We start from the raw sequence: 21,113 nt of genomic DNA, 5'->3' as shown, positions 1-21,113 counted from the left end.
GCGCCCGCCGGTCAGGACGATCCGGCCGGAGGACGCACCGAGGCGATCTTCACCGGCGCGCTCACCGTGACACCCTCGCCCCGCGCGTCGAACCGGAAGGCGTCGTGCGCGCGTATGGCGACGGTCCGCGCGCCGATGCGAAGCACCAGATCGCGGCGCGCGACCAGGATCGCCCCCGCATCGACCTCGTCGATCACACCGGCGTCGAACGCGCGGATCACGCCCACGCCGGCATCGCGCCGTACCATCAAATTCAGGTCGAGCACGGGGCCGCCTTCGGGCGAGCCGAACGCGGCGACGTCGCCCGCAAAGTGATAGGCCGCGCACGCGGGCGCGAGCGTGACGGGCGCGCGCCCCGCCACCTCCAGCCGCAGCCGGCCCGACAGGATCGCGATCGTGCGGTCGACGCGCGCGAAATGCGAAAACGCCCCCGGCACATCGACCCGCGCCGCGCTCAGCCGCCACGCGAAATCGTCGAGGCCGGCGCCCGCCGGAAAGCGCGCGATCTCGCGCGTCACCCCGCCGCCGTTCTTCCACGCCACCTGCGGGCTGTCGGCCGCGCGGATCAGGGCGCCGTCGCTCACCCCAGGATGCCCGGCAGGTCGAGGTGCTTCTCGCGCGCGCAATCCCGCGCGATCTCGTAACCGGCGTCGGCGTGGCGCATCACCCCGGTCGCGGGATCGTTCCACAGCACCCGCCCGAGCCGCGCCGCCGCCTCCGGCGTGCCGTCGGCCACGATCACCATGCCCGAATGCTGCGAGAAGCCCATGCCGACGCCGCCGCCATGATGCAGCGACACCCAGGTGGCGCCGCTCGCGGTGTTGAGCAGCGCGTTGAGCAGCGGCCAGTCGCTCACCGCGTCGCTGCCATCGCGCATCGCCTCGGTCTCGCGATTGGGCGAGGCGACCGAACCCGAATCGAGATGGTCGCGCCCGATCACCACCGGCGCCTTCAGCTCGCCATTGGCGACCATCTCGTTGAAGGCGAGGCCGAGCCGGTGGCGGTCGCCCAGCCCGACCCAGCAGATCCGCGCCGGCAATCCCTGGAAGCGGATCTTCTCACGCGCCATGTCGAGCCAATGGTGCAGGTGTGTGTCGTCGGGCAGCAGTTCCTTCACCTTGGCGTCGGTCTTGTAGATGTCCTCGGGATCGCCCGACAGCGCGACCCAGCGGAACGGGCCGACCCCGCGGCAGAACAGCGGCCGGATATAGGCGGGCACGAAACCGGGAAAATCGAACGCATTGGCCACGCCCGCGTCGAGCGCGACCTGGCGGATGTTGTTGCCGTAATCGGTGGTCGGCACGCCGGCGGCGTGGAAGTCGAGCATCGCGCGGACATGCACCGCCATCGCCTGCTTGGCGGCGGCCGCCACGCCCTGCGGATCGCGCTCGCGGCGCTCGGCCCACTCCGCGACGCTCCAGCCGATCGGCAGATAGCCGTTGACGGGATCGTGCGCGCTGGTCTGGTCGGTGAGCAGGTCCGGGCGGATGCCGCGGCGGTAGAGTTCGGGCAGGATCTCGGCGGCGTTGCCGATCAGGCCGACCGAGACCGGCGTCTTGTCGGCGCAGCTCCGCTCGATGATCGCCATCGCCTCCTCGATCGTCGCCGCCGCGACATCGAGATAGCCGGTCCGGAGGCGCATATCGATCCGGCTCTGCTGGCATTCGATCGCGAGGCACGACGCCCCCGCCATCACCGCCGCGAGCGGTTGCGCGCCGCCCATTCCGCCCAGCCCCGCCGTCAGCAGCCAGCGGCCCGACAGGTCGCCCCCATAATGCTGGCGCCCCATCTCGGCGAAGGTCTCGTAGGTGCCTTGCACGATGCCCTGCGTGCCGATGTAGATCCACGATCCCGCCGTCATCTGGCCGTACATGGCCAAACCGCGCCGATCGAGTTCGTTGAAATGCTCCCATGTCGCCCAATGCGGCACGAGGTTGGAATTGGCGATCAGCACGCGCGGCGCGTCGGCATGCGTGCGGAACACACCCACCGGCTTGCCCGACTGGACCAGCAGCGTCTCGTCGCCCTCCAGCCGGCGCAGCGTCTCGACGATCCTGTCGTAACTTTCCCAGTCACGCGCGGCGCGGCCGATGCCGCCATAGACGACAAGCTCCTCGGGCCGTTCGGCGACATCGGGGTGCAGGTTGTTCATCAGCATGCGCAGCGGCGCTTCGGTCAGCCAGCTCTTCGCGGTCAGATCGGTGCCGGTCGCGGCATGGATGGCGCGGCTGTTGTCGAGACGGGTCATGGCGTTCCTTCGCGTTCAGGCATGGGTGAAGGCGAGGCACGCCTTCACGATATCGAGGAGTATCGCGGCGAGCGGCGCCGCGCGGACGGGGTCGTAAGCGGGCGGCCAGGTGCCGGGGGCGGGCACGTCGGGCTCGTCCATGTACCCGCGAATCGCGAGTTCCATCTGGATCGCATGCACGCCCGTCTCGGGGCGGCCGTAATGGCGCGTGGTCCAGCCCCCCCGGAACCGCCCGTCGCGGACATGGCCGAGCCCGCTCGCGGCGCAGATCGCCTCCACCGCGCCGCCCAGCGCGGGCGCGCAGGTCGCGCCGCCATTGGTGCCGACGTTGAACTGCGGCAACTCGCCGTCGAACAGCCGGGGGATGTGGCTGCGGATCGAATGCGCGTCGTAGAGCACGATCGTGTCGTGCGCGGCGCGCAGCCGCGCGATCTCGGCCGAGAGCGCGGCATGGTACGGGTCGAACCAGCGCGCGCGGCGCCGCGCGATCTCGGCGGCATCGGGCGGCGCGCCGGTGTAGAGCGGCTCGCCATCGAACGTCGTCGTCGGCGCGATGTCGGTCGTCGCCATGCCGGGATATAGCGAGGCGCCCGATGGATCACGATTGACGTCGATCACGCTGCGCGAGATCGTGGTGCGAACCGTCGTCGCGCCCAGATCCGCCGCGAACGCATAGAGGCGGTCGATCCACCAATCGGCGTCGCGGCGCGCGCGCCACGGGGACACGAAACCGGCTTCGACATCGGCGAGGTCGAGCCCGGTATGCGGAAAGGCGAGAATCAGCGGCGCATCGCCGCGATGGACCTGCAACCAGTCGGTCATGCGACCCCCGGCAGCACGTCACCCGCCACCGCGACCAGCGCGCCCGAGCGGACGAGCCGATTGGCCGCCTCCATGTCGGGGTGGAAATGCCGGTCGTCCGAGAGATGCGGCACGTCCGCGCGCAGGCGCGCGTGCGCGGCCTGCAACACGGTGCTGCTCGCCAGCGGCGCGTGGAAATCGATCGCCTGTACGGCGGCGAGATATTCGATGCCGATCACCGCGCTGGCGTTCTCGGCCATCTCCAGCAGGCGCCGCGCGCCGTGCGCCGCCATCGAGACGTGATCCTCCTGGTTCGCCGAGGTCGGGATCGAATCGACGCTGGCGGGATAGGCGCGTTGCTTGTTCTCGGAAACGAGCGCGGCGGCGGTGACCTGCGGGATCATGAAGCCGGAATTGAGGCCGGGCTTGGGCGAGAGGAACGCCGGCAGCCCCGACAGCGCCGGATCGACCAGCATCGCGATCCGCCGCTCGGCGATCGAGCCGATCTCGCAGATCGCGAGCGCGATCATGTCGGCGGCGAAGGCGACCGGCTCGGCGTGGAAATTGCCGCCGGACAGCGCCTCGTCGCTTTCGGGGAAGATCAGCGGATTGTCCGAGACGCCATTCGCCTCGATTTCCAGCGTCGTCGCCGCCTGGCGCAGGATATCGAGCGCGGCGCCCATCACCTGCGGCTGGCAGCGCAGGCAATAGGGGTCTTGCACGCGCGCGTCGTCTTCGAGATGGCTCGCGCGGATCGCCGAACCGGCCATCAGCCGGCGCAGCGCCGCCGCCGTCTCGATCTGGCCGGCATGGCGCCGCAGCGCGTGGATGCGCGGGTCGAACGGCGTGTCCGAACCCTTGACCGCCTCGGTCGAGAGTGCGCCGGTCACCAGCGCAGACTTGAACAGCGTTTCCGCCTCGAACAGCCCGGCCAGCGCGTTGGCAGTCGAGAATTGCGTGCCGTTGAGCAGCGCCAGCCCTTCCTTGGGGCCAAGCTCGATCGGGGCGAGGCCCGCCTGCGCGAGCGCCTCGGCGGCGGGCAGGCGCGCCCCGCCGACCCAGATTTCGCCCACCCCGATCATCGCCGCCGCCATGTGCGACAAGGGCGCGAGATCGCCGCTCGCCCCGACCGATCCCTGACACGGCACGACCGGGGTCAGCCCGGTATCGAGCATCGCTTCGAGCAGGGCGACCGTCGCGGGCCGCACGCCCGAGGCGCCCTGCCCGAGGCTCGCGAGCTTCAGCGCCATCATCAGCCGGATGATCGGCACGGGCGAGGGCGCGCCCGTCCCGGCGGCATGGCTCAGCACGATGTTGCGCTGAAGCGTCGCGAGGTCGTGGTCGTCGATCCGCACGCTCGCCAGCTTTCCGAAGCCGGTGTTGATGCCATAGACCGGCGCGCCCTTGGCCAGGATGCGCTCGACCGCGGCGGCGCTCTCCGCGATGCGCGGCGCGCATGCCGGGTCGAGCCGGGCCGGCGCGCCGTGATACACGGCGCGCCACTGGGCCAGTGTCACGTCGCCGGGGCTGAGCAGGATGATGTTCATTGGCCACTCCAGATGCGGGCATGGAGCGGGTTGAACCCCATGCGGTAAACCAGTTCGGCGGGGCGCTCGATGTCCCAGATCGCCAGATCGCAGGCCTTGCCGGCCTCCAGCGTGCCGATCGTGCCGGCGAGGCCGAGCGCGCGCGCGGCGTTGCGGGTGACGCCGGCGAGGCATTCGTCGACGGTCAGCCCGAAGAGCGTCGCGCCCATGTTCATCGTCAGCAGCAGCGATGTCAGCGGCGCCGTGCCCGGATTGCAGTCGGTCGCCAGCGCGATCGGCACGCCCGCCGCGCGTAGCGCGGCGACCGGCGGCAGCCGGGTTTCGCGGACGAAGTAATAGGCGCCCGGCAGCAGCGTCGCCACCGTGCCCGCGCGCGCCATCGCCGCCACCCCGGCGTCGTCGAGATATTCGAGATGGTCGGCCGAAAGCGCGCCGTGGCGCGCGGCGAGCGCGGCGCCGTGCAGGTTGGACAATTGCTCGGCGTGGAGTTTGACCGGCAGGCGATGCGCAGCGGCGGCCTGGAACATGCGTTCGGTCTGCGCGGGCGAAAAGCCGATGCCCTCGCAAAAGGCGTCGACCGCGTCGGCGAGTCCCGCCGCCGCGACCTGCGGCAGCAGCTCGTCGCACAGCATCGCGATATAGCCATCGGCATCATCGGCGAATTCGGGCGGCAGCGCGTGCGCGCCAAGGAAGGTCGTGGCGATCCGAACCGGCCGCTCTTGCCCCAGCCGCCGCGCTGCCCGGAGCATGCGCAGCTCGCTCGCCGCGTCGAGGCCGTAGCCCGATTTGATCTCCACCGTCGTCGCGCCCTCGGCGATCAGCGCGTCGAGGCGTGGCAGCGCGCTCGCGACCAGCGCGTCCTCGCTGGCGGCGCGCGTCGCCCGCATCGTCGAGACGATGCCCCCTCCGGCGCGCGCGATCGCCTCATAGGACGCACCCGCCAGCCGCAATTCGAATTCGTGCGACCGGCCACCGCCATGGACGAGATGCGTGTGGCAGTCGATCAGCCCGGGGGTGATCCAGCGCCCCGCGCAGTCGATCGTCCGCGTCGCCTCGATCATCGGTGCGTCGGCGGCAGGCCCCGCGAAGACGATCATGCCGCCCCGCGCGGCGACGCACCCGCGCTCGACCAGCCCCAGCCCGGCCCCGGCGCACGTCACCAGCCGCGCATGCGTCCATAGCGTGTCACATCGCACCTGACCGTCACCTCGTGGTTGCGCATCCGCGTTCGCGGCGAGGGTGATTGCACCCTTCTCGCTTAATGTATAGACAAAAATCACACCGACAGGACAGGGATGCTCCCATGCCAACACGCCGCCCGTCCGCTGGACGCGCTTCGCTCTTTTTCCAGCACGCGTTGTTGCCCGAAGGCTGGGCGCGCGACGTGCGGATCACCGTCGCCGACGGGCGGATCGCCGCGCTCGCACCCGGCAGCGCTCCCGCGCCGGACGACGAACGGCACGGATGCGCCCTGCCCGGCCTTCCCAACCTCCACAGCCACGCCTTCCAGCGCGGCATGGCCGGCCGCGCCGAGACGCGCGGGCCAGCGCAGGACAGTTTCTGGACGTGGCGCGACGTCATGTATCGCTTCGTCGCCCGCATGACGCCGGACGACGTGCAGGCGATCGCCGCGCTCGCCTATGTCGAGATGCTCGAGAGCGGCTTCACGCGCGTCGGCGAGTTCCAGTATCTGCATCACGATCGCGACGGGCAGCGCTTCGCCAACCCCGCCGAGATGAGCGGCGCCATCATCGCCGCCGCCGCGGAAAGCGGGATCGGCCTCACCTTGCTGCCGGTGTTCTATGCCCATGCCGGCTTCGGCGCGCAGCCGCCTCGCGTCAATCAGGCACGCTTCGTCCACGATCTCGATGGCTATGCTCGCCTGTTCGCAACCGCCGCCGAGGTCGCGGCGGGGGCGTTGCCCGACGCCGTCGTCGGCGTCGCCCCGCACAGCCTGCGCGCCGTGTCGCCCGAACAGCTCGCGTCGCTGATCGCCATGGCGGAGCGCAGCCCGATTCACATCCACATCGCCGAGCAAACCGGCGAGGTCGAGGCGTGCCTCGCCTGGAGCGGGCAGCGGCCGGTCGAATGGCTCCTCGCCCACGCCGAGGTCGACCCCCGATGGTGCCTCGTCCACGCCACGCACATGACCGACGCCGAAGCGGAAGCGATGGCGCGATCGGGCGCGGTCGCCGGATTGTGTCCGATCACCGAAGCCAATCTTGGCGACGGCATCTTCCCCGCTGCCCCGTTCCTCGCCGCCGGCGGGCGCTATGGTATCGGCAGCGATTCGAACGTGCTGATCGACGCGACCGAGGAAATGCGCCTGCTCGAATATGGGCAGCGACTGGCGCATCGCGGCCGCAACATGCTCGCGAACGACACCGGGCGATCGACCGGCCGCGATATCTACACCGCCGCCCTGGCCGGAGGCGCATCGGCGTTGGGCGTCACCTCCGGGCTCGCGGTCGGCGTGTCCGCCGATCTCGTCAGCCTCGATCTCGCCCACCCGTCACTGGCCGCGCGTACCGCCGATGGACTGATCGACGGGCTGGTTTTCGCCGCCGGACGGGGCGGGATCGATTGCATCTGGCGACATGGCACAAAGCTGGTTAGCGGTGGCAGGCATCGCGCGCGCGCGGCGATCATCGCGCGCTATCGCCGTGTGCTGGAGACGCTTTCGGCATGAGACAGCCCTTGCACGAACGGATCCGGTCCGACTTCGAGGCCCGCATCCTGTCGGGCGAGCTCGCCCCCGGCGACCGCCTGCCGATCGAGCAGGAGTTGATGCAGCATTATGGCTGCGCGCGCATGACGGTGAACAAGGCGCTGTCCGCGTTGCTGTCGGCTGGACTGATCGACCGGCGCAAGCGCGCGGGCACCTTCGTCGCGCGGCCGCGCATGCATTCGATGGTGCTCGATGTTCCCGATCTGCCATCGCAGATCCGCGAACGTGGGCAAGCCTATGCCTATGAACCCATCGGCCACAGGCTGCGGCCACCCGTCCCCAGCCTCGACGACGAGATGCAGCTTGCCGGTGGCGGCGATCTGTTCGAGCTCGAAGGGCTGCACCTTGCCGACGGCATTCCGCTGGCGCTGGAATATCGGCTCATCAGCGTGCAGGCGGTGCCGGACATCAGCGACGCGACGGATATCGAGGCGATCTCGCCGGGCAGTTGGCTGTTGAAGCACGTTCCCTGGACGGAGGCGGAAACGCGTATCTCCGCGCTCGAAGCGACGGCGGAGGAAGCCCGGCTGTTACGCATTCCGCAGCGCTCGGCTTGCCTGTGCGTCGAACGCCGGACGTGGCGCAGCAGCGACCGCATCACCTATGTGCGGCAATTGTTCGTCGGAAACAGCTACGATCTCGTCGCCCGTTTCGGCGCGACGCGGTGAGCGCTCCGGTCCCGAGCGGGACCGGAGCGCCGCACGTCACTGGGCGGTGCTGGGATAAAGCGTGTTGAACAGGAGCTTGTAAGTGCCGTGCGACTGCGCACGCCATTGCGGCTTGAAGCCAAAGAGGTAGATTTTGCCCTTGCCGTACGAGACGGACACTGCCGCCGCCTTGCCCTGGATCATTTCGGGGTGGAGCAGCACGCCGCTGCGCAGCGGATTGCCCGTTGCGGGATAGGACGCGAGGATCTCGCCCTGGAACCCGGCCTTGGGCGCGAACGCCGGCCCGCGCTCGAACATGACGATCGGGTTCGCCGGCATGCCCGCCGTCGCCGACGCCCCCTGCTTGAGCTCGACCGCCAGCAACGCGCCGGAGCAGAAGAACTGCTCGCTCTTCACGTCCTTCAGGATATTGGTGACCGGCAGATCGAACAGATCGATGATCGCGTCCGAGGCATTGTTGAGCGCCACCAGCGTACCCCCTTCGCGGACGAACGCCATCAGTTTCGCGGCGCCGTCCTTGCCGATCCCGCCGGCATAAGGCGCCGGCATCTGGCTGGGGGCAAAGCCGTCCATCAGAGTGCCGAGCGGCCCCTTGTACGCGGAGATCACGTCCGGAGCCGGCGCCGTATCGCCGGGGCGCCCCTTGCTGGGCGCGCTCATGTCCGGGATGATGATCGTGTCGTACTTGCCCGCCAGCCCGGCCTTCACGTCGGCGTTGTGAACGCTCTTCGGCTGGAAATCATAGTGTTCGAGCAGCCAGCGCGTCCAGCCTTCGTCGATGTTCGATCCCCACGGGCGATACAGTGCCACACGCCCCTTGCGAACGGCCGGGCCGCTCACCTTGTCCGGCGAAGCCGTCACCGCCGCGCTGAAATCCGCCGCGATCTTGGACATCGCCGGCGCGGCCATGCCGGTGATCGCGATCGCATCCTCGGGGGCCGCGCCGGGTTTCAGCGCTGCGCTTGTCCACACCGCCTTGCCGCCCGCCGCGAGCGCGCTGTTGAGTACGCGGTAACTGTTATTGACGCGGCGGCTCACCAGGAACGTCGTCCCCGTCCCCGATATCGCGCCGGCCGGCGGGGTGGCCGTGCTGATCTTGCGCATGCCGGCGCGCAGTTCGGGTGCGAGCGGCTGGACGACGCGATCGACCCGCACGCCCATCTGCATCGGCAGCGTCCACCCCGTCACGTCATAGGGCAGATCCACGGGTTTGCCGGTGCCGTCGAGGATTGCGTCGGGATAGGTCTGCTTCTCGAACAATTCGCGCGCCAGCCCGGCGAAGGGCTGATCCGTCGGCACGATCCAACTGCCCGCGTCATACGTATGGCCGTCGATCAGCGCCGGCTTGTCGATCTGGAGCACATCGAGCCCGTGGCTCAGCATCAACTGCGCGAGCGACGCCGCTTCGGGCATGTCGGTCTGGCCGGCCGGGATGACATAGGCGGCCGGGCCGTCCTTGGCCGACGCCGCGACCATGTCACGCCCGGCCTGATAGCGATTGTACAGCAGTGTCTCGCCATATTTCTGCGCGGTGTCGAGCACCGCCATCGACGCGGTCACCATATAATCGACCGAGTTCTTGAGGTGCCATTCGCCGCCGCGCCACGGGTCCGGATACATGATCTGCGCCTTGAGATCGCGCATGTTCGCCGGAAAGTCCGAGACCTTGGTGGTCATCGGCGTGGCGCTGTCATGCGCCGTCTCGGTGAAGAAGGAGATCGTGTTGCGGAACACATGAATGTAATCGAGGAAGCCCGCGTACCAATTGTCGAAACGCGCCTGCGCGATCGCGCCGGGCTTCTGCTCGGCCTGCATGCGTGTCATGATGTTGGTGCCGAGCGCGTTAGTCCAGATTCGCATGTACGGGCTGATGTTCGACGATACCGGGTCGGCGAAGGGCGGCACCCAGATTCGCGCCGGGAACGGTGCGGTCTGGTGCTGCGAATACCAGATCACCGGCGAATAGGTCTGCTCGGCCGCGACGACGACCTGGCTTTCCTTCATGTTGAGCATGTAGCCGTCGCGGTTGTTATCGTGGCCGACATATTCCTGGTACAGCCAGGGCGTTCGGCTCGTTTCCCATTTGGTACCGCGCTGTTTCCGGTACCAGTCGACCACCATGTCCTGCCCGTCCGGGTTGAGCGTCGGCCACAGCACCAGGATGACCTTGTCCAAGATCGCATCGATCTCGGCGTCGTTTTTCGCCGACAGCAGTTTGTAGGCGAGCGCGAGCGGCAATTGATGGTCGGAGACTTCGCTCGAGTGCATGCCGCCATCGATGTGAACGATGATCTTGCCGCTCTTGGCGAGCTCGCGCGCCTGCGCGTCGGTGAGTCCGCGCGGATCGCCGAGCCGTTTCGAGATCGCCTTGTACTTCTCGAAATCCGCGAGATTGGCGGCCGAGGAGATCACCGCATAGGTCATCGTGCGCCCCTGCGTCGTCTTGCCGGCGTCGAACATTTTGATCCGGTCCGACGCCGCCGCGAGCGCGCGGAAATACCGGATCGAGTCCTCGTAATTGGCGAGGTAATAATCGTCGCCGGGGTCATGCCCCAGCACCGCTTTCGGGCTCGGCACGGTTTGCGCCAAGGCGGGCGCGCACAGTCCGAGCGCCGAGGTCAGGAACAACACGCGTATCGCGCGCGACAGCGATCTGGTCATGGGGATGTACCTTTGTCTGGAAGGGCGTTCAGAAGCTCTTGCGCACGTTGATGCCGATCGTACGCGGCGCGGCGGAGGTGGCGGAATAGGAGTTCGCGGTTGACGATTGCGACGCGCGGTTGATCGCGACCGCATCGAACAGGTTGTTGACGAACAGATAGACGCCCGCATCACTCTGCTTGAGATCGACACCGACACGCAGGTTCGTCAGCGAATATGCCGCCATCTTCACGCGATAGACGTTGGTGGGGCGGAATTCCGAGAACGACGATCCGACATAATTCACGTCCGCGCGGGCGAAGAAGTCGAGCCCGCTGCTGAGCGGCCTGGTATATTCCGCGCCGGCCGAGCCGGCCCAATTCGGTATATAAGGAATGCGGTCACCCACCCGGCCGGCGGCGACGACCGAGTCGTTCACTTGGTCCTGCGTCAAGCGCGGGTCGATGTAATTGCCCGACACGGTGAGTTGCAGTCCGCGCATCGGGCGGAGGAACGCTTCGGCTTCGACACCCCGGATACGGGCGGCACCGGCATTGGACAGGAAGCTGAACGCGCCGTTGGTCGTGCGGCCGCTGACCTGGATGTTGGTCCAGTCGATCTGATACGCGGCGAGGTTCAGCGTCAGCTTGCGGTCGAGCAGGCCGAGCTTGGCGCCGATCTCGTAATTCCACAGGCTGTCCGATTTGTACGGGGTCAGGTCCGCCGACAGGCCGATCACCTGGTTGGCACCCCCCGGGCGGAAGCCCTGCGACGCGGTGGCGTAAAACATCATGTCGGCGTTCGCCTGCCAGGACGCGTTGAACTTGAGCAACGTGCCGCTTTCCGAAGAATCGACCGACGACAGCGGCCGCGCCGGCGCGCCGATCAGCGTCCAGGCCACGTCGGTGAAGCCTTGCACCGTCTTGTTGTAGCTGAAGTATCGGATACCCGCGGTCAGGCCGATCGTCGGCGTGGGATGGAACGTGCCCTCGCCGAACGCGGCATATTGTTCGAGCTTGTCGAAGATCTCGCGGCGATAGAAGATTTGATTGGGCGTGATGATGTCGCCGGTCGCCTTGTCGGCGCGCACGTCCTCCGATGTCACGTCATTCTTGCGGTTCTGGTAGAAGCCGCCGATCGTCCAGTCGAAAAGATGCGTTCCGTTCGAGCTGATCCGCACCTCCTGCGTGAAGTCCTTGGTCGTTCCCGGATAGTAGATCGCCGCCGGGCTCAGGCTGTCGATATAGCCGTAATAGCTGGTAAGCTGATCGGCCGAGCAGGCGCCGCCCGCATTGACATAGGCCGCGCACCGCGCGGCGGTGCGGTAGCTGCCGATATAATAGCTGTCGTCCGCCGCATATGCGGAGCGGCGATGCTGATAGGACGTGATCGACGTGATCGACGCGGCACCAAGATCGAGTTTGCCGGTGAGATTGTAGATCTGCGATCGGTCGGTGTAGGGCAGCATCACCTGCGTGGCGGCTTTATAGTCGCCGACGGCGGGGTTCCAGCTCGCCGAATACGCATCGGTATTCTCGATCATCGCCGACCCGTCGATCGTCAGGTTCGACGAGGGCGTCACGCGCACCATCAGCCGGCCGCCCGTCGCGGTATAATCGTTGACGTTCTTGCGCTTGAGGAAGCTGTTGTCGATATAGCCGTCGGCGTCGCGCCGATACAGCACCGCGCGCACCGCCACCAAATCCGTGACGAGGGGCACGTTGACCATGCCCTGGACGAAATAGCCGAAGCCGCCGCCCTTGGTTCCGGCGATCTGCGACTCGATCTTGCCCTCATAGTCCTGCGTCGGCTTGTTGAGGATGACCCGGATCGCGCCGCCCATCGAGCTTGCGCCGTACAAAGTGCCCTGTGGGCCGCGCAGCACCTCGATCCGATTGACGTCGAACAACGTGAAATCGGCGGTACGTCCGGCCGCGTCGCTCGATACGCCCACCGAACCGGTCACCGGCGTGTCGTCATAATAGACGCCCACCGTGGCCTCGCCGGAGGTCTGCACGCCGCGCAGGCTGACGCGGCGCTGGCCGGGTCCATTGTCCTGAATGCGCAGGCTCGGCACGAACTTGGCGTAATCCGCGATGTTGGTGACGCCGGCGTTGGTCAATGTCTGGCCGGTCAACGCCGTGATCGCCATCGGCGTCCGTTGCAGCGAGGTGTCGCGCCGGGTCGCGGTGACGACGATATCGCCATCGGGCTCTCCCGATTCGTTGACGGCGGAAGCGGCCGCCGGCGTGTCGTTGGTTTGCGCGCGGGCGCTGGCGGCAAAGCCGATCGAAAGAGCCAGTGTCGCCGTGCAACCCAGCACGCGCAATTTTGCCGAGATCATACGCATAGGAGTCCCCTTATTTTCGTTGCTACCGCTCTCCTGCGGGTTTCGCCTCTCGGGGCGCTTCTCGACTCCAATGATGCGAGAAAAATAATGTATAGACAAGAAATATTATTGCCTATGATATGAGCAGCGCGGCAGAACGTTGCTCATATTTTAAGCAGAACATGCGCTTCGCATTATACTTGCGTGGCCGTGTCGCGGGCATTGGCCACCGACAGGCTCGGCCGGACGCTCGAATGCGTCACACCGCAGATGTGGAGGAGGGGGTCACCTGTCGATCGCGGTCGTCGCGATCCGGTCGGTGCGTGCGCGACGCCGGGCGCGTCGCGCCGCCGCGTGCCTGACGCGGGACGCGACCCGCAAAAGAGGCTCGGCGAGGTCATGTGCGATTGTGGCAGGCGGACGAAGCCGTCCGCGCGTCCGCTGCGGGTCGGGCCTCGCCCGGCACTCTCGGTCTGTCTGTGGCGGAGGCGGTGGGACCGCGCCAGAGCCCCTCGCCGGGCTCGAAAGCCACCGCCCGAGCAGGCGATCGACGGCGGCGCGCCGCCGATCGCCCGCGCGTTAGAAGCCCTTCTTCACGGTCACGAAGAACTGGCGCGGCGCGGCGGCCAGCAGCGTCTGGTTGTCGCCGCTGTTGATGAAGCCGTTCGAGCCGATCGTACCGATATACTTCTTGTCGGTCAGGTTGGTGACGTTGCCGACGATCGCGAAGCCGTGCAGCGGGCCGTCGCCGTCGAAGCGGTAGCCGAGACTGGCATCCAGCGTGACACGACCGGGCACCGACTGATCGTTGAGGTAGGTGAAGTAGCGCTTGCTCATATAGTCGGCGCCCACGCGCGCGGTGATGCCGTACTGATCGTACACGATCTCGCCCTTCAGCATATGCTCGGGGCTGTCGACCACGGTCTTGCCCGCAGTATGGATGAGGCCATCCGGGTAGTCGGGCGTAACCGCGGTCTTGACGTTGTCCTGATATTGCGAATGGTTGTACGAATAGCTCGCGAAGATCGAGAGCGGCTGGACGATCCGGTAGTTGATCGAGAACTCGCCGCCATAGGTGTGGACGCTGCCCACGTTGTTGAGCGTGGGCGAGTTGCCGAGGATGCCGACGCCGTTCGCCACCGACAGCAGCCGGTTGCTGAAATCGACGTAATAGCCGACCGCCGACGCCTGGAACCCGCCGCTGCGCAGGCGAACGCCGCCCTCGACGGTCTTCGATCGCTCCGGCTTGAGCGTGTTCTTCACCGCGTCGTACAGCGCCTGGCTGGTCGCGAACGGGCCGCCCGCGGCCGAGCCGATGAAGGCGCGCATATTCTCGGTATAGTCGGCGAACAGTTCGACGTTCTGCGTCGCGCGGAACAGCACGCTGGCTTGCGGCTGGAACCAGTCGCGCGCCTTGATCCGGCCTTGCGCGAGCGTGCCGACCCGCAGCTTGCCGGTGTTGATGACCTGCACGCCTTTCCAGCCGCCCGAGATTTCAACCGTGTCGCCGGCCAGCTTGAGCGTGTCCTCGACGTGATATTGCAACGTCTCGGTGTCGTAATTGCCGTCCCAGGCGGTCGAGTAGGGATTGCTCTGATAGGCGAGCGTGGCGCGGTTGGGCGTCGTTCCCAGCGCCATGCCGTAGAGGCGACGGGCGATGTTGAGCGTGCTCGTCTCGTACCAGCCGCCGAAGCCGAAGGTGTTCGCACCCGCTTCGTAACGCAGCGCGCTGATGATGCCGCCGCGCTTGAGGCCATATTCGGTGGTGCGGAACGACAGCGGCGCGGGGTTGGTGATCGGCGTGCCGTCGGCGTTGGGCGCGCCGACGGGGGTCGGGTTGTACGGCGTGATCCAGGAACCCTGGCCCTTGTTCTCGTGATAATAGCCGGTGGTCTTGACGGTGACGCCGGGCGCGAGATTGGCGTTCAAGGTGAGGCCACCCAGATAGTCGCGGCGCAGACCGCCCGCGTCGTAATAGCTGTCGTCGAGCGTGCCGCCGCCGGGGAGCGGCTGGCCGGTCTGCGCCGCGGTCGCGATCGCGATCGCGAGCGGATAATTGTCGCTGATGTTGTCGAGCCGCAGACCACGGCGCTTGATCATGTCGAGGCTGAGATCCTGATAATCGTTCTCGCGCCGGTCGGAGAAGGCGAAATAGGCGGAGATGTCCCCGAGCGGGCCGAGATCGGCGACGACCTTGGCGTTGACCTGATGCTGCCGCTGCTGGCCGTAGCCCTTCCACTTATCGGTCTTGTAGTAAGCGTAGCTGACATAGCCCTTCACGGTATCGCCGATCAGCCCGGAATCGAGCCGCGCGACGCCGCGCCAGGTGTTGGCGGAGCCGTAGGTGCCCGAGCCGGTCACGTTCGCCGTGTCCTTGGGATCGTCGCTATGAAACTGGATCGTGCCGCCGAGATTGCTGGTCGAGGCGGTGCCGAGCGCGCCGGCGCCCTGCGCGACGTCGGTGCTGCCGATATTCTCGGAGATGATCGCGCGGCTGATGTGGAGGCCGTTGGCGGTGCCGTAGCTCATGTCGCCGAGCGGGATGCCGTCGAGCGTGAAGCCGAGCTGGTTCTGGTTGAAGCCGCGCAAGCTGATGCGGACCGCCCATTCGTAATTGCCGAAGGCGTCGGCCGACTGGAAGTTGACGCCGGGGAGCTTCTCGATCGCCTTGAGCGGGCTGGCACCGGGCACGATGCGCGAGATGTCGAGCGCATCGACGGTCTGCACCTGACGGCTGCGGCCGAAGCCGAGCACGACGATGTCGGGGCTGTCGGTGCTGGCGTCGCTATTCGCGGGCGCCTCGGGCGCGGCGGGCGCGTTCTCGGGCGCGGGGGTCGTTTCGGCGAGGGCCACTTGCGGCGCCAGCAGCGCGCTCAGCATCGAACCGGCGAGCAGAACGGTCTTGGAAATACGCATGTCAGTATCCCTTTTCGGCCCCGGTTGCCGGAGTCCATGTCGCATTATGTCGAAGAGCCGCTCCTGAGCGGCTGCCGCCCGGAGCGTCACACGCTCCGCACCGCCGCCTCGTCGCGCATCGTTCCGGCATCGAATCGCTTTGCGATTTCCCAGCCGCCTCCCCGTGCGCTATGATGAAGATGCGTGACGGCCGCGTGACAGCGATGGCAGTTCCAACGAAGTGGCGTGCAGGCCGCGATACAACCGCGACCAAATCGGCGTCGATGCGTTCACGTGTGAATGATCGGCCCGGCTTCGTATCTTCACCGTCGCGCCCGGCAGGGCATCGTGCGTCGCGTGGAGGCGTTGTTCAACGATCAGGCACATGGCGAGCGCCCCGTCGCCCGCAGCGACGCCGCGCTGTTCGATTCGGCCTCACCCATCTGGCGCGTCCACGGCGACGTCACGACGATGCTGATCGGCGGGGTATCGGCGCTGCTGCTCCAGATGCTCCATCCTGCGGTGCTCGCGGGCGTCTGGGATCATTCGGACTTCCGCGCCGACATGCTGGGGCGACTCCGGCGCACGGCGCGCTTCGTCGCTATCACCACCTACGGAGACAGGGCGGAGGCGGCCGCCGCGATCGCGCATGTCCGCGCGATTCACGCCCGCGTGACGGGAGTGTTGTCCGACGGCACGCGCTACCGGGCGGACGATCCCGATCTGCTAGGCTGGGTGCATGTCACGGAGGCGTGGAGTTTCCTCGCCGCGTGGCAACGCTATGGCGGCCGCCGGCTGTCGCGCACCGAGGCCGATCTATACTGTGCGGATTTCGCGGTGATTGGCCGCGCGCTCGGGGCAACCCCGCTCCCGACCGACACGGCCGGCACCGACCGCGCGCTCCAGGCCAGACGACCGCAGCTCATCGCGGACGATCGCGCCCGCGAGGTGGCCCGGCTGGTTCTCGGCCACATGCCGGACAACCCGCTCGCCATTCCGCTGCAGCGCGTGACGATGCAGGCGGCGGTGGACCTGCTGCCGGCATGGGCGCGGCGCATGCACGGCCTGCCGGCCTCCCCGTCGCTTGCGAGGCCGCTGATCAGCACGGGGGCGCTCGGCCTTGCGACGACGCTGCGTTGGGCGTTCGGCGATCTCTGAAGCGGAACAGAGTGATCGAAGTGGGGCCGATATTCCGAGCTCCGCCGCGGCGATCCGATGTCATGCGGGTTGGTCGGGATCGCAAACGCGGCTAGACACGGCGCCTTCGCCGAGGAGGTCACTCATGCCGTATCCCGCTCCCTATGTGCCTGATCCCGCTCGCTATGACGGACGCATGCCCTATCGTCGCACCGGCCGGAGCGGGCTGAGACTGCCGGCGATCAGCCTCGGGCTGTGGCAGAATTTCGGGGGTGCGGACGTCTTCGAGACGGGCCGGGCGATCCTGCGCCGGGCGTTCGATCGCGGCGTCACCCATTTCGATCTCGCCAACAATTACGGCCCGCCCTACGGCTCGGCGGAGGAAAATTTCGGGCGCGTGTTCGCGTCGGACTTCGCGGCCCACCGCGACGAGCTGATCGTCTCGACCAAGGCGGGCTGGGACATGTGGCCCGGGCCATATGGCGACATCGGCTCCTCCAGGAAATATCTGATCGCGAGCTGCGACCAGAGCCTCAAGCGGATGGGGCTCGACTATGTCGATATCTTCTATTCGCACCGGGTCGATCCGGCTACGCCGCTCGAGGAGACGATGGGCGCGCTCGTTCAGCTCCATCGGCAGGGCAAGGCGCTCTATGTCGGGATATCGTCATACGAACCCGGCCTGACCCGGCGGGCCGCCGCGATCCTGGCCGAGGAGAAGGTTCCCCTCTTCATCCATCAGCCGAGCTATTCGATCCTCAACCGCTGGATCGAGCGTGCGTTGCTCGCCACGCTGGACGATCTCGGCACCGGCTGCATCGCTTTCTCGCCGCTCGCCCAAGGCATGCTGACCGCCAAATATCTCGGTGGCGTGCCGGACGACGCGCGTGCCAGCCGGAAAGGGTCGCTGTCCCAGACGCTGCTGACCGAGCGGAACCTGTCCGCGATCCGCGCGCTCGACACGATTGCCAGGCACCGTGGCCAGACGCTCGCGCAGATGGCGATCGCCTGGGTTCTGCGCGATCCGCGCATCACCTCGGCGCTGATCGGCGCGCGCACCGTCGAGCAGCTCGACGACTCGCTCGATGCCGTAAAAGCCGCCGACTTCACCGCCGACGAACTTGCGGCGATCGATGCCGCCGCCGAGGATGGCGGGATCAACATCTGGTCGGGCTCTTCCGAAATCTCGACACTGCCGCCGGCGCAAGGCGTACCCGCCTGATACGCGGGCCGAAGGCGCGATCGCGGTCTCGCGCCGCGCCTTCGGTCTTTTTCAGCGCCCGGTCACGCCACGATTTGTAGTTTCGGCTTGCCGGGCGACATTGGTCGAAAATCAGCGGCCCAGCCACGGTCGAACGATTTCAGGAAGGCTTCCAGCCCCATCGGTCGCGCGAAGAGATAGCCTTGCGCCATTCTGTAGCCGATGTCGCGCAACTGCTGGAGCTGCCCGTCCGTCTCGACTCCCTCGATGATGCAGTCGAGTCCGAGCGTCTGGCAAAGCCCGAGGATCGCGGAAATGATGTTGCGGCCGGACGCTTCATCCATGTCCGCGATGAAGCTGCGATCGACCTTGACCTTGTCCAGCGGAAGCCGATGCAGGTAGCTCAGGCTCGAATATCCCGAACCGAAATCGTCCAGCGCGATCCGTATCCCGAGCGCGCGCAAACGTTTGATGCTGGCGACCGCCGCCTCGAAATCGCGCATCAGCGCGGTCTCGGTCAGTTCGAACGTGATCCGCTTAGGATCGATATCGCCACGCTCGATGATCTCGATCAGCAGGTCGATCGTGTCGGTGGAAACGATGTCGCGCGCCGACAGGTTGAACGAAAGCCCGATATGCTCGGGCATTCGGGCGAAGCACGCCAGCGCATTGCGGAACAGGCTCGCGGTGATCGCGTGCATGAAACCGAGCCGTTCGGCGGCCATGATGAACTGGTCGGGCTTTATCGCGCCGAGCGTCGGGCTGGTCCAGCGCCCCAGCGCTTCGACGCCGAGCACGGCCATGGTCTCGGTGCAGAATATGGGTTGGAACTGGACATGCAGTTCCGTGTCGAAATCGGCGGTGTGCATCGCCGCCTCGATCGCGCGTTCGGACCGGATAAGCGTCTCGTGTTCCGCCGAAAAGAGCGCGCACACGCCGGGGCCGAGCGATTTGACGTGATACAGCGCATAGTCCGACCGGTCGAACAGTTGATGGACGGAGGAGCCAGCATCCGGGAAAGTCGCGACCCCGCCGGAGCAGCCGAGTACGATCCGTTGCCCTTCGATATCGAACGGCTCGGTCAGCAGGTCGCAGATCCGCTGGCCGATCTCGCGGGCGCGATCGATATCGTCCAGGATGAGAATGCCGAACTCGTCGCCGCCCAGCCGGGCCACTTCGCACGCGTCAGTGGCGCGGCTCGCGAGCCTCGCCCCCACGGCGGCGAGGAGCCGGTCACCGAAGACGTGTCCATAGGTATCGTTCACCGGCTTGAAACGGTCGAGATCGAGAACCCCGACCGCGAACCGTTCCCCCGTCATCTTGCGCGACCTCAACACGCTGTCGAGTTGCGCGAAGAAGTGTCGCCGGTTGGGCAGCCCGGTCAACACATCGGTCAGCGCCAGACGCGCATTCTCGCTGCTCAACCGCTCGGCCTCCGCCTGCTCCGCGGCGAGACTCACCTGCGAGCGAATGAGCGTCGCGAAGCCCGCGAAGCTGTTCAGCAGCACGCGGATCATCACACCCGTCACCAGGGCGATGTTGAGCGCCATGGCGGTGAAGACCGCGTTGCCGTGGAAAAAATTGTAAACGAGATAGGGGCTCATCACCGTCACGGTGACGAGAAGCGCCGCTTGGGGAACGCTGATAAGGCAAAAAATACAACCGATCACCGTGACCGCGATGAACAGGGCGACATGCGCTTGCTCCAACGGGCCGCCATATTGGTACAACGCGAGAGACCAGCTCACGAACGCGACGCAGAGCGGCGCGGCGAGAATCGTCGTCCTGCGCAACGTGCGGCGGGCAACGGTCGCATCGATCGCGACGACGGGCGGCGCGAACGCCCAGATCAACAGTCGCCAGCAAGACACCGTGATGAGCAGCCCGGCGACACCCAACGTCAACCATCCCGGCGCGTAAGCGAAATGCGTGTAGCTCACCGCGCTCGCGTTGAGGATCAGCAGGGCATAGAGGAGGGGTATCTGGCGCTTGAGTTCGCCATATTGCGCAACCCGAATATCGGGTTCGCCAGCGAAGCTGAGCCAGGTGTAAAAGCGGCGCAACATGCCTGAACCCTCCGGGCATACCTATGCGGGCCCAGAGGTTAAGAAGGACTTATGGCCGGGGCTAGTGCTGCCGACACTGCTTATACCAAAGTCGAGGCGGCATGGATACTAAAACGCGCGCCCTGGTCGACACGAACCCGGTCGGCTTCACCCTCGATGCCGGCATGGCGTAATCGGCGCACCTACGCCTTCGCCCCAATCGACTTGCGCTGACCGAAGACGAGCGCGGTCGAAGCGCGCGAGGCTCTGGTCAGTCGGCGAGTTCCGCCAGAAAAGCACCATGATCGAGCGGCCGCGAGAACATCGGGAAGTTCTTGGTGATCGACGCGGCTTGCTCCGCCGCGCTCAGCGTCGCGGTGCAATCGGTCAACGTCACCACCCGGTAGCCGCGCTCATAGGCCGAGCGCATCGTCGATTCCACGCAGCAATTGGTCAGGAACCCGGCGATGGCAAGGTCCGTGATCCCGCACTGGCGCAGGATGAAATCGAGGTTGGTGCTGGCGAAACAATCGAGCCCGCGCTTACCCTCGATCACGATATCGCCCTCCACCGGCGTCATGTCAGGCGCCAGCTCGGCACCCCAGCTATCCTTGCGGAAAGCCTGCGCCTGAACGATTCCGGCCAGGATGCCATACGGTTCGGCCGGCACTTCCGGATAGCCGGGCGCGAACATGATCGGCGCGTGCAGGATCGTCGCGCCACGCGCGCGCGCCTGCTCCGCGACGGCGCGGCTGTGCGCCAGCATATCGGTCTGTGCCATCACCTCGGCGACAGCGGCATGTTGCGCGCCGCCCTCGGTCACGAAATCGTTCTGATATTCGATGAACAAGACGGCGGTGGTGGCGGGGTTCAT

14 protein-coding genes are annotated in these 21,113 nt (G+C 66.8%); 4 read left to right on the top strand and 10 right to left on the bottom strand.

What is annotated here, in order from left to right; all coding sequences use genetic code 11:
* Positions 1-11: 11 nt before the first annotated feature.
* Genes BLS81_RS08530 through hutI form a run of 5 tightly spaced genes read right to left on the bottom strand, consistent with a single transcriptional unit; the run spans position 12 to position 5,792 of the window.
* A complete protein-coding gene (locus BLS81_RS08530) occupies positions 12-584 on the bottom strand; it encodes a HutD/Ves family protein (protein ID WP_218123106.1) in 573 nt (190 codons plus the stop codon).
* On the bottom strand, positions 581-2,248 hold the full coding sequence (gene hutU / locus BLS81_RS08525) for a urocanate hydratase (RefSeq protein WP_093223095.1): 1,668 nt from the start codon (positions 2,246-2,248) through the stop codon (positions 581-583). The genes BLS81_RS08530 and hutU overlap by 4 nt, the downstream gene beginning before the upstream one ends.
* 15 nt (positions 2,249-2,263) lie before the next feature.
* Entirely contained in the window at positions 2,264-3,070 is an 807-nt protein-coding gene (gene hutG / locus BLS81_RS08520; RefSeq protein ID WP_093223093.1) for an N-formylglutamate deformylase, read from the bottom strand.
* Positions 3,067-4,596 (bottom strand): histidine ammonia-lyase, encoded by a 1,530-nt coding sequence (gene hutH / locus BLS81_RS08515; protein ID WP_218123105.1) that lies wholly within the window; start codon positions 4,594-4,596, stop codon positions 3,067-3,069. Before hutH ends, hutG begins: the two co-directional genes overlap by 4 nt.
* Positions 4,593-5,792 carry an imidazolonepropionase gene (gene hutI / locus BLS81_RS08510; RefSeq protein ID WP_093223091.1) on the bottom strand — a complete coding sequence of 400 codons (1,200 nt, stop codon included), beginning with the start codon at positions 5,790-5,792 and terminating at the stop codon, positions 4,593-4,595. Before hutI ends, hutH begins: the two co-directional genes overlap by 4 nt.
* 107 nt (positions 5,793-5,899) lie before the next feature.
* Between hutI and BLS81_RS08505 the strand changes: the two genes are divergently transcribed.
* Complete coding sequence (locus BLS81_RS08505) at positions 5,900-7,285, top strand: formimidoylglutamate deiminase (protein WP_093223089.1); 1,386 nt, start codon at positions 5,900-5,902, stop codon at positions 7,283-7,285.
* Positions 7,282-7,992 carry a histidine utilization repressor gene (gene hutC, locus BLS81_RS08500; RefSeq protein WP_093223087.1) on the top strand — a complete coding sequence of 237 codons (711 nt, stop codon included), beginning with the start codon at positions 7,282-7,284 and terminating at the stop codon, positions 7,990-7,992. The genes BLS81_RS08505 and hutC overlap by 4 nt, the downstream gene beginning before the upstream one ends.
* A gap of 36 nt (positions 7,993-8,028) precedes the next feature.
* Here hutC and BLS81_RS08495 read toward each other — a convergent pair whose 3' ends face one another.
* From BLS81_RS08495 to BLS81_RS08485, 3 genes are all read right to left on the bottom strand, one after another.
* Positions 8,029-10,653: a M14 family metallopeptidase gene (locus tag BLS81_RS08495; RefSeq protein ID WP_093223086.1), complete on the bottom strand. Its 2,625-nt coding sequence runs from the start codon at positions 10,651-10,653 to the stop codon at positions 8,029-8,031.
* Between the two features lie 28 nt (positions 10,654-10,681).
* On the bottom strand, positions 10,682-12,982 hold the full coding sequence (locus BLS81_RS08490) for a TonB-dependent receptor (RefSeq protein ID WP_093223084.1): 2,301 nt from the start codon (positions 12,980-12,982) through the stop codon (positions 10,682-10,684).
* A 558-nt stretch (positions 12,983-13,540) separates the two neighbouring features.
* Positions 13,541-15,877: a TonB-dependent receptor gene (locus BLS81_RS08485; protein ID WP_176787088.1), complete on the bottom strand. Its 2,337-nt coding sequence runs from the start codon at positions 15,875-15,877 to the stop codon at positions 13,541-13,543.
* 279 nt (positions 15,878-16,156) lie between these two features.
* Here BLS81_RS08485 and BLS81_RS08480 point away from each other — a divergent pair, with 279 nt between their 5' ends.
* Both BLS81_RS08480 and mgrA read left to right on the top strand, forming a co-directional pair.
* Positions 16,157-17,014: an oxygenase MpaB family protein gene (locus tag BLS81_RS08480; RefSeq protein WP_093223083.1), complete on the top strand. Its 858-nt coding sequence runs from the start codon at positions 16,157-16,159 to the stop codon at positions 17,012-17,014.
* Positions 17,015-17,138: 124 nt separating this feature from the next.
* The gene (gene mgrA, locus BLS81_RS08475) at positions 17,139-18,215 is read left to right on the top strand and encodes an L-glyceraldehyde 3-phosphate reductase (RefSeq protein WP_093223081.1); all 1,077 of its coding nucleotides are present in this window, start codon (positions 17,139-17,141) and stop codon (positions 18,213-18,215) included.
* A gap of 62 nt (positions 18,216-18,277) precedes the next feature.
* Here the strand turns inward: mgrA and BLS81_RS08470 are convergent, their stop codons facing one another.
* Positions 18,278-20,260 (bottom strand): putative bifunctional diguanylate cyclase/phosphodiesterase, encoded by a 1,983-nt coding sequence (locus BLS81_RS08470; RefSeq protein WP_093223080.1) that lies wholly within the window; start codon positions 20,258-20,260, stop codon positions 18,278-18,280.
* Positions 20,261-20,510: 250 nt separating this feature from the next.
* Positions 20,511-21,113 carry a cysteine hydrolase family protein gene (locus tag BLS81_RS08465; RefSeq protein WP_093223078.1) on the bottom strand — a complete coding sequence of 201 codons (603 nt, stop codon included), beginning with the start codon at positions 21,111-21,113 and terminating at the stop codon, positions 20,511-20,513.

The organism is Sphingomonas sp. NFR15, assembly GCF_900103265.1.
In the GTDB taxonomy this organism is placed as follows: domain Bacteria; phylum Pseudomonadota; class Alphaproteobacteria; order Sphingomonadales; family Sphingomonadaceae; genus Sphingomonas; species Sphingomonas pollutisoli.
Note: the sequence above shows the minus strand (reverse complement) of the source record. Positions and strands in the feature narration are given on the sequence as shown.

What these genes read in the sequence shown, in the direction of transcription:
- hutU (WP_093223095.1), bottom strand. Translation starts at nt 2,248, where the DNA reads ATGACCCGTCTCGACAACAGCCGCGCCATCCATGCCGCGACCGGCACC.
- hutG (WP_093223093.1), bottom strand. Translation starts at nt 3,070, where the DNA reads ATGACCGACTGGTTGCAGGTCCATCGCGGCGATGCGCCGCTGATTCTC.
- hutH (WP_218123105.1), bottom strand. Translation starts at nt 4,596, where the DNA reads ATGAACATCATCCTGCTCAGCCCCGGCGACGTGACACTGGCCCAGTGG.
- BLS81_RS08505 (WP_093223089.1), top strand. Translation starts at nt 5,900, where the DNA reads ATGCCAACACGCCGCCCGTCCGCTGGACGCGCTTCGCTCTTTTTCCAG.
- hutC (WP_093223087.1), top strand. Translation starts at nt 7,282, where the DNA reads ATGAGACAGCCCTTGCACGAACGGATCCGGTCCGACTTCGAGGCCCGC.
- BLS81_RS08495 (WP_093223086.1), bottom strand. Translation starts at nt 10,653, where the DNA reads ATGACCAGATCGCTGTCGCGCGCGATACGCGTGTTGTTCCTGACCTCG.
- BLS81_RS08490 (WP_093223084.1), bottom strand. Translation starts at nt 12,982, where the DNA reads ATGCGTATGATCTCGGCAAAATTGCGCGTGCTGGGTTGCACGGCGACA.
- BLS81_RS08485 (WP_176787088.1), bottom strand. Translation starts at nt 15,877, where the DNA reads ATGCGTATTTCCAAGACCGTTCTGCTCGCCGGTTCGATGCTGAGCGCG.
- BLS81_RS08480 (WP_093223083.1), top strand. Translation starts at nt 16,157, where the DNA reads ATGATCGGCCCGGCTTCGTATCTTCACCGTCGCGCCCGGCAGGGCATC.
- mgrA (WP_093223081.1), top strand. Translation starts at nt 17,139, where the DNA reads ATGCCGTATCCCGCTCCCTATGTGCCTGATCCCGCTCGCTATGACGGA.
- BLS81_RS08470 (WP_093223080.1), bottom strand. Translation starts at nt 20,260, where the DNA reads ATGTTGCGCCGCTTTTACACCTGGCTCAGCTTCGCTGGCGAACCCGAT.
- BLS81_RS08465 (WP_093223078.1), bottom strand. Translation starts at nt 21,113, where the DNA reads ATGAACCCCGCCACCACCGCCGTCTTGTTCATCGAATATCAGAACGAT.